Origin of the sequence: Candidatus Avelusimicrobium sp., assembly GCF_050873505.1 — a bacterium.
In the GTDB taxonomy this organism is placed as follows: Bacteria; Elusimicrobiota; Elusimicrobia; order Elusimicrobiales; family Elusimicrobiaceae; genus Avelusimicrobium.
Map to the genome: position 1 here is coordinate 142486 of NZ_JBNMIY010000003.1, position 12312 is coordinate 154797.

At 49.9% G+C, this 12312-nt stretch carries 12 protein-coding genes; 8 read left to right on the forward strand and 4 right to left on the reverse strand.

Features of this window, described 5'->3' with window-relative positions; translation table 11 throughout:
- The first annotated feature begins 17 nt into the window (after positions 1-17).
- The 3 genes from ACR0QV_RS02640 (at position 18) to ACR0QV_RS02650 (ending at position 2987) form a co-directional block, all read left to right on the forward strand.
- The gene (locus ACR0QV_RS02640) at positions 18-956 is read left to right on the forward strand and encodes an aldo/keto reductase (protein WP_432634429.1); all 939 of its coding nucleotides are present in this window, start codon (positions 18-20) and stop codon (positions 954-956) included.
- The gene (locus ACR0QV_RS02645; protein WP_432634430.1) at positions 935-2239 is read left to right on the forward strand and encodes an SPL family radical SAM protein; all 1305 of its coding nucleotides are present in this window, start codon (positions 935-937) and stop codon (positions 2237-2239) included. The genes ACR0QV_RS02640 and ACR0QV_RS02645 overlap by 22 nt, the downstream gene beginning before the upstream one ends.
- Before the next feature lie 280 nt (positions 2240-2519).
- The gene (locus ACR0QV_RS02650) at positions 2520-2987 is read left to right on the forward strand and encodes a type IV pilin protein (RefSeq protein ID WP_432634431.1); all 468 of its coding nucleotides are present in this window, start codon (positions 2520-2522) and stop codon (positions 2985-2987) included.
- Between the two features lie 36 nt (positions 2988-3023).
- On the opposite strand, the gene ACR0QV_RS02655 is transcribed toward ACR0QV_RS02650, so the two are convergent.
- Positions 3024-4964, reverse strand: a complete 1941-nt coding sequence (locus ACR0QV_RS02655; RefSeq protein ID WP_432634432.1) for a DUF2339 domain-containing protein — start codon at positions 4962-4964, stop codon at positions 3024-3026.
- A 43-nt stretch (positions 4965-5007) separates the two neighbouring features.
- The gene (locus tag ACR0QV_RS02660) at positions 5008-5487 is read right to left on the reverse strand and encodes a TlpA family protein disulfide reductase (RefSeq protein WP_432634433.1); all 480 of its coding nucleotides are present in this window, start codon (positions 5485-5487) and stop codon (positions 5008-5010) included.
- 63 nt (positions 5488-5550) lie between these two features.
- Between ACR0QV_RS02660 and ACR0QV_RS02665 the strand changes: the two genes are divergently transcribed.
- The 4 genes from ACR0QV_RS02665 to ACR0QV_RS02680 are packed head-to-tail and all read left to right on the forward strand — an operon-like array spanning position 5551 to position 8501.
- Positions 5551-6471, forward strand: a complete 921-nt coding sequence (locus ACR0QV_RS02665) for a M23 family metallopeptidase (protein ID WP_428054151.1) — start codon at positions 5551-5553, stop codon at positions 6469-6471.
- 24 nt (positions 6472-6495) lie between these two features.
- A complete protein-coding gene (locus tag ACR0QV_RS02670) occupies positions 6496-6888 on the forward strand; it encodes a bactofilin family protein (protein WP_432634434.1) in 393 nt (130 codons plus the stop codon).
- Between the two features lie 17 nt (positions 6889-6905).
- The gene (locus ACR0QV_RS02675; RefSeq protein WP_432634435.1) at positions 6906-7589 is read left to right on the forward strand and encodes a SurA N-terminal domain-containing protein; all 684 of its coding nucleotides are present in this window, start codon (positions 6906-6908) and stop codon (positions 7587-7589) included.
- A gap of 3 nt (positions 7590-7592) precedes the next feature.
- Positions 7593-8501 (forward strand): PfkB family carbohydrate kinase, encoded by a 909-nt coding sequence (locus ACR0QV_RS02680; RefSeq protein ID WP_432634436.1) that lies wholly within the window; start codon positions 7593-7595, stop codon positions 8499-8501.
- A gap of 81 nt (positions 8502-8582) precedes the next feature.
- Here ACR0QV_RS02680 and ACR0QV_RS02685 read toward each other — a convergent pair whose 3' ends face one another.
- Both ACR0QV_RS02685 and ACR0QV_RS02690 read right to left on the reverse strand, forming a co-directional pair.
- Entirely contained in the window at positions 8583-9158 is a 576-nt protein-coding gene (locus ACR0QV_RS02685; RefSeq protein ID WP_432634437.1) for an outer membrane protein, read from the reverse strand.
- Between the two features lie 450 nt (positions 9159-9608).
- Positions 9609-11525, reverse strand: a complete 1917-nt coding sequence (locus tag ACR0QV_RS02690) for an N-acetylmuramoyl-L-alanine amidase (RefSeq protein ID WP_432634438.1) — start codon at positions 11523-11525, stop codon at positions 9609-9611.
- A gap of 24 nt (positions 11526-11549) precedes the next feature.
- Between ACR0QV_RS02690 and ACR0QV_RS02695 the strand changes: the two genes are divergently transcribed.
- Positions 11550-12305 (forward strand): Nif3-like dinuclear metal center hexameric protein, encoded by a 756-nt coding sequence (locus ACR0QV_RS02695; protein WP_432634439.1) that lies wholly within the window; start codon positions 11550-11552, stop codon positions 12303-12305.
- Positions 12306-12312 lie beyond the last annotated feature (7 nt).

Below are 12312 nucleotides of genomic sequence, written 5' to 3' on the forward strand. Positions count from 1 at the left end.
TTGGAACCAGTTATCCTATGAAATACAACCGCTTGGGACGAACGGAGTTATCTCTTTCCGCTATGGGCCTGGGCGGTTGGTCTTTTGGTGGCGGGTTAGATTGGGGGGCGACGAACGAAACCGCCGTGTTAAACACCGTGTCCGCCGCATTGGACGTTGGCATAAATTGGGTGGATACTGCGCCGATTTACGGGGAGAGCGAAGCCCTTATCGGCCGCGCCGTAAAAGGCCGTCGCCAGCAAGTATTGCTTGCAAGCAAATGCGGGCTTGTCAAAAACGGCTCGTGGACGGACCACGATCTGTCCCCGCAAACCATTATCCGCCAATTGGAAACCTCGCTTTCCCGCTTGCAAACCGATTATTTGGACCTGTATCAAATCCATTATTTAGACCCAAAAACGCCCCTGGAAACTGCCTCGGAAACGCTAATTAAGTTGCGGGCGCAAGGCAAAATCCGCTATATAGGCGTGTGCAATTTTACGGCGGAGGACCTGCGTCAAGCCTGCGCCTTGGCCCCCGTAGTTAGCGTGCAAAACGAGTATTCGCTCTTGCATCCGCAAAAAGGCGAAGCGGTATTTTCCGCTTGCCGCGAATTGGGCGTTGGGTTTATTGGCTACGGCACCTTGTGCGGGGGAATATTAAGCGGCAAATATAAAAAAGAGCCCAATTTCCGCCGCGCCGATGCCCGCAATTATTTTTATAAATGCTACCGCGGCCCGGCCTTTGATGAGGCTTGCAAAACTGTTTTGCGCATTAAAAATGTAGCACAGGAATTGGGCGTTCCGCCCGGAGCGGTGGCGGCCGCGTGGGCACTTGCCACCGGGGCTACAAGCGTGCTGGCGGGGGCGCGTACGCCCGAACAAGTGCGTCAAAACGCGTTGGGGGCGGCCCTGGCTTTATCCGCGCAACAATTATTATATTTGGAGGGAAAACCGTGTACCTGCCTGATGAAATAGAAAAATATTTACTGGCTCTTTTGCCCGCCTTGGGCGTAAACAAACTGCGCGAACTGACGCGCCTTGTATATGAAATTTGCAAACGGGAAAAGGTGGCTATGCAAGCGGTTTTGCCCGTTCAAAAAAACCTTACCTTTGAAGGTGCCAAAAAGCAACTCTTGGCGCGCCGCTATCCCGTCAATTTTAAAACCGCGCCCAAGAACCGTTTTTATTTGCCCAAGTTGGAATTAAATCCCGCCTTGCAGGCAGACCTGACAGAGCGACCCTTTTACCCCAAAACCGTGTATATTGAAACCTCGGTGGCGGATAGTGAACTGACCGCACGGGTGAGGCGGGTTTTCCCCAAGGCCGAATTTAAGGAAACCGACGGCAAAACACAGGTGGGCAGCCCTAACTTTTCAAAACGCTTGGAAACCTTGCTCATCCACCGCGAAAAATACGACTTTTTAAAGCCCTGCCCGTGCTCGTGCGCGGCGGCGGGGTGCGGGTATAATTTAGTCAATTTGGGCTTTGGGTGCCGCTTTGAGTGCGAATATTGCTTTTTACAGCAATACCAAAACCTGCACGCGGTCCTGCTCCCGGCCAATGTGGAGGAATTTTTGGCCAAAATTGACGGCGCCACTTTTAATAAGGGACCGTTTGACCGCCCGCGTATCGGCAGTGGGGAATTTACCGATTCCTTGGTGTTTGACGATTTGACCCAATATTCCCAAAAGATTGTGCCGTTCTTCCGCGCGCGCCCGCATTTGCAATTTGAATTTAAAACCAAAAGCGTAAACATCGGCGGGCTTTTGCAGGTGGGCGGGTGTGAAAATGTGGTCGTTTCGTGGTCGGTCAACTCCGCTAAAATTACGGACTTTGCCGAGCATTTTACCCCCAAACTCTCCGCCCGTTTGGCGGCGGCCAAAGAAGTGGCCAAGGCCGGGTACCGCTTGGGCTTTCACTTTGACCCCGTGGTCATTTACGACGGTTATCAGGCGGACTATGCCCGTACCGTGCAGGAAATGGCCGACACTTTGCCTAATGACAAGGTGGCCTGGATTAGCGTGGGGACGTTGCGGTTTAGCCGGGAACTTAAAAAAATGGTGGAAAACCGCTTTCCCGATAACACTATTTTGGACGGGGAATTTTTGCTGGATTTTGACGGCAAAATGCGCTATGGCGATAGTCAGCGTGTGGAAGCGTACCGCTTTTTGGTGCCGCTTTTGCGCAAGGCGTTTCCCAAGGCGCACGTCTATTTGTGTATGGAAGACCCGCAAATTACCCGCGGCTTTTTGTTATAATTAAACTGTTGTACAAAGTCTAAAAGACTGAAAAATTTAATCTGTTTTTGGAACCGTATGCAGAATACGGTGAGCATTGCAAAATGCACATTCCGAGTCCAAAAACAGCCGATTTAGGCGCAAGACTGCCGGACTAATTACCCGGCGGTTTTGTGCCGAGCGTTTATTGCCGCCTTCGGGTGGCAATAAACCGCGGCTGTTTGTATTTGGGTTACTCGGAATGGCTCAAATATAACAGCCGTTTTTGTTGTATTTTCTCCAAAAACAAAAAGGAGAAAATATGAAGCAAGGTTTTACGCTTATTGAACTCTTGGTAGTGGTTCTTATTATCGGCATTTTGGCGGCGGTGGCCCTGCCGCAGTACGAAAAAGCCGTAGAAAAAAGCCGCTGGACCGAAGCCCTGACGGTAATGAAAGGTGTGTACCAAGCGCAAGAGGTTTATAAAATGGCAAACGGCAGTTATGCCACCACCTTTGACGATTTGGATATTACCGTGCCGGGTACGCACAGTTCCGCCACGCAATATGCGACCAAGAATTTTACATATTATTTTGGCGTGGGTGGCGTGCCGCACGCACGGAGAAGCCAATACACAAGCCGTTATTTAATTGCTATTCCCGAGCAAGGCCTTTATTGCCACACGCCCAAAGGCGACAACGCGGGCAACACCTTTTGTAAGAATTTGACAAACAGCGAAGCCGAAACCTGTTCCACCGAGGGCGGGTATAATTGTTATTTGGTGAAGTAATAAAAAGGCCCGGGGCGTTTGCTCCGGGCCGGTTTGTTAATCGGAATTTTTTTGCATTATTTTTAGCCGTACTTGCTGGTAGAGGAAAGACATCGCTAACAGCACGAGTGCCACGCCGATAAGCGTGATAATCCGCGCGCCTAACGACAGTTTCCATACGTCGCACAAGAAGAGTTTGGCTAAGGCTAGGCCGATAAGCACGAGGCCGGATTTGGTCAGCCAAGTGCCCTTTTGTTTCAGTGCAAGGCACAGGCACAGAGCGCCGCTTAACGCCCAAGCAATGGTATAGGCCGCGGCGGCGGAAACCTCGCCAAAGAAATTAAAATGCAGTTTTCCGCCATTGGAGTACGCAACCGCAATTTCTATATTAAGCAGGACAAATAAAACAAGTCCGCCAAGCCCCTGTAAAGGCGCGCGGGTGCGCCCGGTGTCGCTTATTGGCCAGCCCTTGGCGGCTACAAATAAGGCCGCCGCACATACGGTATAGACGCCTAGAAACCAGTTCCAAATACTGCTGGTGGGGGTGTAATAATCCAGCACCGCCGGATTAATCACCAGCCGCACCGTGGCGGCAATTAACAGCCATTTACCAAAACCCAACAGGGCCTTTACGGCCAACGGGCGGTAGAGCCAAATGAGCCCGCACCCTTCCAAGGCCAGTACCAGTGTAAGCCAGCCCTTTTCAAATTGCTCGGCGATGCCAAACGTCAAAAACAAAACCACCGTTCCAAGCAACCACGATAAACGCTTGTTTTGGGCTTCGTCGCCCAGCGTGCCCCAATGCCACACATAGGCCGTTACACCGCTGTATAACAGCGCAAAAATAAACGGAATAAGTCCGTTGGAAAGGTCCAAACGGCGGTCCCAAAGCAAGCATAAAAAGACGCCTGCCACCAAAGAGGTACCCCATACCTGCTTGTCTTCGGCAAAGTGCTTTTTAAACACAAAGGGCACGGCGGCAAACAGGATATTTGTGCAAGAAGCCCACAATAAAAGGGGAGAAATATCTGTGCCGGGTTTGTCTTGGCACATTAGCAGGCAAATACCCAGCGAGATAAACCCCGCGGTTAAAATCCGCCCGTCCTTTAACACGACGGCCCCGGCTGTGTAGAAGAGTGCAAAAAGCGCAATAAAGCCCGCGATTAATGTTGTTTGCGCGCCGGGTCCATTTAGTTGGGCGAGAACCGTCAGCAGGCAGCAAGCCGTAAAAACTGCGGAAATAATAAATTGCTTATTCCATTTTTTTAAGTAGGCCGTCCCCAAGGCTACAAGGTTCACGCAGACAAAATACACCAGCAGTAAAAGCAAATTAGGCTCTTGCGCGGAAAACAAAAACGGCGTTAAAAACGCGCCGATTTGGGCCAGTACGCCCAGGTATGCCGTTTGCTTATATATGGCCGTAGCAAAAGCCGCCAGCGAAATAAACGCCAGCAGGCCAAACGTGAGCGGCAGACCAAATAAACCATACAGCGCGTGCCCCGCAAAACTGACGAGGTAGCAAATAGCCAGCCCACACGCACAAAGTGTGTTAGAGGTGGTTTTGTAGCCCGGGTTTTTAAGGTACAATCCGCTTACCCCCAAGGCAAGCCCGATAAGGAGCCCCGCCCCGATACGCATTTGGGGCGAAATCAAATTGTTTTCCAGCGCGTATTTTACCCAAAAGGCCGCCGCCAACAATAAGGCAAAGCCGCCAATCCACGAGAAGAGTTTGATAACTGTAAATTCGGAAGCGGCCTTCGGCTCGGTCAGCTGGGGATTTGCGACCTTTTCCTGCACGGGGGTAGGAATAAGAGCGGGGGATTTTACAGGCTCGGGCTGGGGGGCTTCTTGCGGAGCGGTACCGCCTTGCAAATCGGCTAATTTCTTTTCCAATTTACCGATTTTCCAGGCAAGGTCGCTTACGTTGCCCTGTACAATCGCCAGCCAAATAAACATCCCCAAGCAGGCCAACACTAAAATAAGGCATAAAATTTCCATATTGGCTCCTATAAAATACCCGCCGGAGTGCGGCGGGTGAAGGTTATTTGCTTACTTTCTTTAAATAGTCGTGGATTTCTTGGCCCAACTCAGGGGAGAAACCTTCCCACATTTTTACGGCGTTGTGTTTTTTGTCAAACACTACCACGTGGGGCAGGCCGCTTACTTCCATACTTTCGGCAATGTTGCCCGCGTTGTAGAGCGCCTTGGTTTTAAAGTTATGCTCCTTTACCACTTTGGCTACATCTGCCGGGTCGTCATCCAAGAACGCGGCCACAATTTCCACTTGCCTGCCAAAGTTTTCGTTGGCGGCATCAATAAACGGCATAGACATTTTGCAATACGGGCACCAAGAACCCATAAATACGATTAGGACGGGTTTCCCTTCGTAATCGGTGGAGGTCCACTCGGCCTTTTCCCCGGCTACGGGCAAACTGAACTCGCCCAGCGTAGGAACCTGCGGCAGGCGCATACAAGCCGCGGCCAAAACGGCCAAGGCCATTACCAGAAATATCTTTTTCATCTTTTTCTCCTTAAAGCATTGAAATCTGCCCGTGGGGGCTTCGTATATGATAGAATACAAAAGATGGGTAAATTAATCAATCATTTGGTGCGTGCGCTGGGGGAACGGGTGGACATTTTGATAATGCCGCGCCTGGGGGCCTCTAAAAAATTTAAGGTGCGCGTGCTTACGCTTGTGCTGGTATTTGTGCTGTGGCTGGTGGTTACGCTGTGTGGCTTTGTCTTTTTTATCCGCACCTATGACTATAACATTACCAAGGCCGAGAACAATTTAATGCGCGTAAAAATGAAACTCATCGCTGACGAGTTGGAGCGTGGCCGCAAATATTTGGACCTGACCCGCACCACCGATACGCAAATGCGGCAAATGCTGGGGATGCCCGGCGGTAAATTTATCAATTTGCCCAAAGGTTGGGAAGCCGCCAAAGAAAAGGAAGACGCCCGCTTTAAAGAAATGCTGGACAAAGATTTGACTGAGTTGGACGCGGATGAATTTGAAGAATATATTGATGTAATTGAAGACGCGGCAAAAACGCGTTTGGCTTCGTTCCAAGAAATCGCTTGGTACTTTGCCAACCGCCGCGAGGGGTTAAACTCTACGCCCTCTATCCGTCCGTCTTCGGCGCGTATCAGTTCCGGCTTTGGCTACCGGTTGGACCCGTTCGGGCGCCGCAGTACCAAGCGCCACAATGGTATAGATTTTGCGGGCAAGCCAGACAGCCCGATTGTGGTTACTGCCGACGGTGTGGTGCGCCACGCAGGTTGGGTTCCCAGTTTCGGCCAGGCTATTTTAGTGGACCACGGCTTGGGTTACTCCACGCTCTACGCCCATACCACGGGTATCCGCGTGAAGGCGGGCGATGTGGTCAAGCGCGGCGATAAAATCGCTACAATGGGTTCCAGCGGGCGTTCCACGGGTACGCATTTGCATTACGAGGTGTGGAAGGACGGGCAGGCCGTCAATCCGCGCAACTATTTTAAATAATTCTAGGAGGAGTTTATGGGGTTTTTGAAGAAGGATTCGGATTTTTCGTCCGGTGAACATTTTTCCGTCGTAAGCGCGGAGTGCTATTTTCAGGGTACGTTAAGCGTGCAGGGTTCCCTGCGCGTGGACGGCACCTTGGAGGGCTCCGTGGATAACGCCCGTCACGTCATTGTAGGAACGGACGGCAAAATCGTGGGCGACGTAACGGCGGAAATTATCGTCTGCGGCGGCGTGATTGAAGGGAACGTCTGCGCCGATATGTTGGAAATCTCTTCTGCGGCTTCTATCAAGGGCGACATCCGCGCCAAAAAGATGATTGTGGAAGAGGGCGGACGCATTGACGGACAATGCACCATCGGCGGCGCCGAGGACGACGAGGCCGAAACGGACGAAGAAAACGAGGAAGAATCTAAATAACAACAGGAGTTTAGCGTATGATTTCGTTTCTGATTAAACACAAAAAAATTATTCTTATTATTACGTTGGCTTTCTTTTTGGGAAGCATCGTGTATTTAGGGGCGGATGCGTACCGCCGCGGTAATTTCAGCAGCACCGCCGCCAAGGTGGGCTCTGAGGACATTACTTACCGCCAACTTTACCGCGTGTCCGAGGACCGCGCCCGCGCCTTGCGCAACCAAGGGATTGACGTGGACGAGGATATGATGAAATACTTGCGTCAGCAGATGTTGGCCGCGCTTATCAGCGAAGAGGTATTAAACCAAGCCGCCAACAAAGCGGGCCTTGCCGTGTCCGACTACGAAGTCGCCTACGACATTAAAACGTCTCCTTTCTTTACGCAGAACGGCTATTTCAGCAAAACCGCTTACGAATACGCCCTCAAACGCACCTTGGGCTTAACCCCGGCCGAGTTTGAAACGCAACTGCGCAAGGGCAAAATGGCGGACCGCTTCCGCGGCGTACTCTATTCCTTTTATAAATTAACGCCCGAAGAAATTAAATATGCGTACAAAACGCAGCACGGCTCTATGAAGAATTTTGACAAGAACCGCGCCGACTTTGCCGCACAATTAATGGAAACCAAAATGGAAACGGCCCAACGGGCGTTTTTTGACCAGTTCAATAACGAAGTGGAAATTAAGACTTTCTTACAGGATTAGCCCGTGAAAAACGAAGTATTAGTAGTAGGTTCAGTTGCTTTTGATACGATTGAAAACGCCAACGGAAGCGTTAAGCGCGTGTTGGGCGGCGCGGCGAGTTACGCCTCCGTCTGCGCGAGTTATTTTTCCAGCCCGTCCGTAGTGGCTGTGGTAGGCACGGACTTTACCGATAAAGACCGCGAACCGTTTGTAAAACGCGGGGTGGACCTTTCCGGGCTGGAAGTGAAGGAAGGGAAAACCTTTCATTGGGGCGGTAGTTACGATAAGGATTTTAACACCGCGGTAACCAAGTTTACCGATTTAAATGTATTCCAAAACTTTAACCCGGTATTAACCGACGAGCAGAAGAACGCCAAGGCCGTGTTTTTGGCCAATATTGACCCGGAACTCCAACTTTCCGTATTAAACCAGGTAAAGCACCCGCGTTTGGTGGCGTGCGATACGATGAACTATTGGATTTCGTCCAAAAAGGCGCAACTGCTGGAAGTGGTAAAAAAGATTGATATCTTCTTTTTAAACGAAACCGAAGCGCGCCAATTAACGGGCGAATACAACCTGATTAAAGCCGGCAAAATTTTACTCTCGCAAGGGGTAAAATATGTGGTGATTAAACTGGGGTCCAACGGGGCAATGCTGGTAAGCAAAAAGGGCATTGCGCAGTTGCCGCCGTTTATCTTGGAGCACGTCCACGATACCACCGGGGCGGGCGACACCTTTGGCGGTGGTTTTACGGGTTATTTGGCGAGCCTGAAAAACTGGAATTCCTTGCAGGCCATTAAGCGCGCAATGATGATTGGCAACGTAATGGCCTCGTTTACAATAGAATCTTTCAGCGTGGACCGCTTGGCCAATTTAACCAAGCGCGACATTAACAAACGCTTAAAAGACTATGTAAAAATGTTGCAGTTTTAGTGTTTTAAATTAGAAAACGAAATCAAAATTCCCGGCCCGAGGCTTTCCGCCCCGGGCCGGGAGTTTTTAAGAATATGTCTTTTATTTAAGATAGATGTGGAAACCCATATGTGGAATAAAGTTGTCTATGTCTGAAAGTTTTGCTTCATCAACAAATACGTGATACCACGAAACGCCAAAATCTACTGATATGTTTTTGCTCATTTCTCCGATAAGTCCTGCGTGCAAGGCCCCTGTAAATTCACGCCCATTTTCGTTTACTTCATAACTTAGCAGAGTTGTTGAACTCTTCCATTTAGTAAGACCTACCCCGGCTCCTAGATAAAGAATAGTTCCTCCCTCCTTTAAAAAGTCGCGATATGCATTTAGCATAAACATATCGGCTTTATAGGTCAGTTTAACCACTCCAAGAGTGGTCGGTAATTCATCGTGCATAGGGTCGCGCCCTAACCAGTTGATTTCTAGACGATATTTGCCATCTAGTTTTCCTCCAACGCCTATTCCATAAATGGCTCCGCTATCGCGTAGGAGGGTTTCTTCTTCTGCTTTAATATGTGTGGCGTGATATCCACCTTGTAAATGCAAATAAGGGGTTACTTCTGCACAGGCTAAGTTACTTATTAACCCAAAGACAAGAATTGCAGCTAATTTTTTCATAATTTTCTCCTGTTAAATTCTATTTTTAGAGAAAACAGTACATAAAAAAACGGCTGTACACTTTGAGCCATTTTCCCTAACCCAAATGATGACAGCCGTGGCCTTCTGCCATATAAAAATATGGCAGAAAGCACTCAGCACGGAACAACCGGGTAATTAGGCCGTTTATTCCGTGCTTAGAACGACTGCTTTTGGAGGGAAAATGAGCCATTGAATTTCTTCAATAGCGCACCGCATTCTACATACGGTTCCAAAAACAGAATAAATTGTATTTAAGTTGGATAACTTACTGTCCAACAAATTTATTATAACAATTTTTTACTATTAGGCTATATTTTAAATTGTAAAATGCAAATTTCTGCTTTTTCAGCATAGAATTTAAACAAAACTGCTTAACAATGGTACTTTATAATTTTTGTCTATTTTCTATGCTTGGGGCTTATATCAAAATTATTTGCCAGATTTGGCGGATTTTAAAATCACTTTGCGGGTCGGCTTTTTAAACGAGTTCCGGCGCGTGGGCTTCTTTTTTGCAGGGGTTTTTACACCGTAAAAGTTCAAAATGCCCTCATACAAGGCTTGTACCAAGGGCGCACGCCCGGCGGCGGTTTTAGCCATTTGTTCCTGCTCGGGTAGGATTATATAAGCGCTTTCCACCAAAATACTTGGCAGTTGCGGAATCCGCGGAATAAACAGTACATCGTTGGCAATCATCCCGTTGTCCGGCAGGGGCACATTGCGTGTATAGGAATCGTACACGGCTTGGGCCAGTTGGAAACTGTGCGGATAGTTGTAATAAACCGAATACCCGCGCGCCCGCGCCAGGGGGTTAATGGTTTCCGGCAGGGCGTTATAGTGCAGGCTGACAAAGATATGTGCCTGCTCGGATAGTGCCAGTTCGTAGCGTGCCTGCAAGCCCATACGGTTGTTGTCGTGTCGGGTCATAATCACGGTGGCGCCAGCCTTTTCTAATAGCGGTTTTAATTCGTTTGCCAGGGCCAAATTGGCCTCGTATTCCAAATAGCCCGTCGGGCCGACGGCTCCGTCATATGGTACGGTGCGGCGCGGGCTGTGCCCCGCATCTATCAAAATACGCGCGCCCTTTAACGGCTGTTCTGTGGTGGGGGCTAAAACGGGCTTGTGGATAAGGTCCAACAGCAGGTTGCCGTCCTCAAAATTGTACGAGTGGCCCCACAGCGCAGTGTCCTTTTTGAAATAAATTTTAAAGAGCACCGTGTCCTGCGCGGGCTGGGACCAGGTGATGCTGTCCACAATGGGGCTTAATGTATCAAAACTGAAATTTTCGTCAAACCCGTTTACATAGTAAAAGGTCAGTTCCAAGCGGTCGTTAAACTCGTGTACGCTAATGGGTCCTTGGCGGGAACCCGCAAAAATCAGGCGTGTTTTTTCGTCTGTGGATACCGTGCGCAAAGAGGTAATCCGCCCGGGCGTGTAGTCGGCGGACGAGAGCAGTTTTAATTTGCCTTCTTCCAACCACGCGGATTCGCTTTCGTTCAGGGCAATGCGGTATTGCTTGTTTAAACGGCCGTTTATCAGCACCTCGCCATAGGCGCGGTAAAAGGGGTATAAGTTTTCCCGCGGGGTGGGGATTTTGCGCAGTTTTACGCCTGGGGATAAAATTTTTGCGCGGGTGAACGGGTCCTTTTGGTTCAACACTTTAATTTTGGCGGGCGCCGTAATTTTGGCCTCGGTGCCGTCCGGGCCGTTTTGCATTTTGTAGGTTACTTTGGCGGTTTTAGCCTTTTGGGCCTCGTCAATTAAATATTTGGCGCGGTACATCCCGGGGGATGAAACATCCTCCTTCATTGGGATATTTTTCGCATCCTTTAAGCCGGATAAGGTATAAGTTACTTCCGCGCCCGGCGTGCCGCGCACGGATAAACCTACCACATCGCCCGGCAGTAATTCCACGGGCGTCTGCGGAAATACCTCTTCCGGGTCAAACTCGGCCTTGGCGGAAAAATCCTTTATGTTGGCGCCGGGTACGATAATGCGGCGCACGGCTTGGACGGTTTCCTTGCCGTTTCCGGCTGTCAGTACAAATTCAAATTCCCCGTTTTGCACAGGCAAATACGCCAGAAACGCCCCATTATCGTGCAGAGGGATATCCTCGCCGTTGATATCAAGCGTTAAGGCTCCGGGCAAAGTAACTTGCCCGAAGATAAAAATCTTTTTGGCTCCCCGCGAGACCGTCATTTTCTCGTGTGGATATTGCACCGTTATCGGGGCATTTTGCGTTAGCGGCCCGGCCTGTGCGGGCAGGTAGGGGGCGGTGGCAATAGGGCTGCCGTAGATAATGGAGGAAAAAAAGATTAGAAAAAAAGCGAAAAAAACTATTTTTTTCATCTTCTAAAATGATAACATAATTCTATGGTGAATTGTGAAGACGTTTTACATTTCTTGGATACTTACTTAAACAGCGCCCAAATCCCCGACGCCAGCCATAACGGTTTGCAGGTGGAAGGGACGCCGCGCGTAGGCAAAATTGTCTTCGGCGTATCGGCTTCACTCGCCCTCTTCCGCCAAGCCAAAGCGGCCGGGGCGGATATGATTATTGTCCACCACGGGCTTTTGTGGGGGCAGGAACAGGCCTTAACGGGGCTCTTTAAAGAGCGCGTAGCCTTTTTGCTCAAAAACGATATCAATTTGGCGGCGTATCATTTGCCGCTTGATAAACACCCCGTAGTGGGGCACAACGCCTGTTTAATCCGCGCGCTGGGCGCCCAACGGGAACAGCCCTTTGGCGTGTACCACGGGCAAACGATTGGCTTTTGCGGCGTGTTGCCGCAGCCCCAAACCTTGGACCAAGTGGCCCAAACCTTAGAGGCTTATTGCCAAACCAAGGCGGTGCGTCTGCCGTTTGGCACCAACCGCATTGAATCGGTGGGCATTGTCAGCGGCGGGGCGTACAGTATGCTCCCGCAGGCGATTGAAAAGCACTTGGACTTGTACATTACGGGCACGCTGGACGAGCCCGCGCAAGAGTGGTGCCGCGAGGGGAATATTAATTGTTTGGCCTTGGGCCATTACAATTCCGAAAAACCCGGCGTATTGGCCTTAATGGAATTAATCGCCAAACGCTTTGACGTACAAACAGAATTTATTGATGTACCCAATCCGCTATAAGAACGGA

Excerpts from the sequence above, each read along its gene's own strand:
- ACR0QV_RS02640 (WP_432634429.1), top strand. The coding sequence starts at position 18 with ATGAAATACAACCGCTTGGGACGAACGGAGTTATCTCTTTCCGCTATG.
- ACR0QV_RS02650 (WP_432634431.1), top strand. The coding sequence starts at position 2,520 with ATGAAGCAAGGTTTTACGCTTATTGAACTCTTGGTAGTGGTTCTTATT.
- ACR0QV_RS02655 (WP_432634432.1), bottom strand. The coding sequence starts at position 4,964 with ATGGAAATTTTATGCCTTATTTTAGTGTTGGCCTGCTTGGGGATGTTT.
- ACR0QV_RS02660 (WP_432634433.1), bottom strand. The coding sequence starts at position 5,487 with ATGAAAAAGATATTTCTGGTAATGGCCTTGGCCGTTTTGGCCGCGGCT.
- ACR0QV_RS02665 (WP_428054151.1), top strand. The coding sequence starts at position 5,551 with ATGGGTAAATTAATCAATCATTTGGTGCGTGCGCTGGGGGAACGGGTG.
- ACR0QV_RS02675 (WP_432634435.1), top strand. The coding sequence starts at position 6,906 with ATGATTTCGTTTCTGATTAAACACAAAAAAATTATTCTTATTATTACG.
- ACR0QV_RS02685 (WP_432634437.1), bottom strand. The coding sequence starts at position 9,158 with ATGAAAAAATTAGCTGCAATTCTTGTCTTTGGGTTAATAAGTAACTTA.
- ACR0QV_RS02690 (WP_432634438.1), bottom strand. The coding sequence starts at position 11,525 with ATGAAAAAAATAGTTTTTTTCGCTTTTTTTCTAATCTTTTTTTCCTCC.
- ACR0QV_RS02695 (WP_432634439.1), top strand. The coding sequence starts at position 11,550 with ATGGTGAATTGTGAAGACGTTTTACATTTCTTGGATACTTACTTAAAC.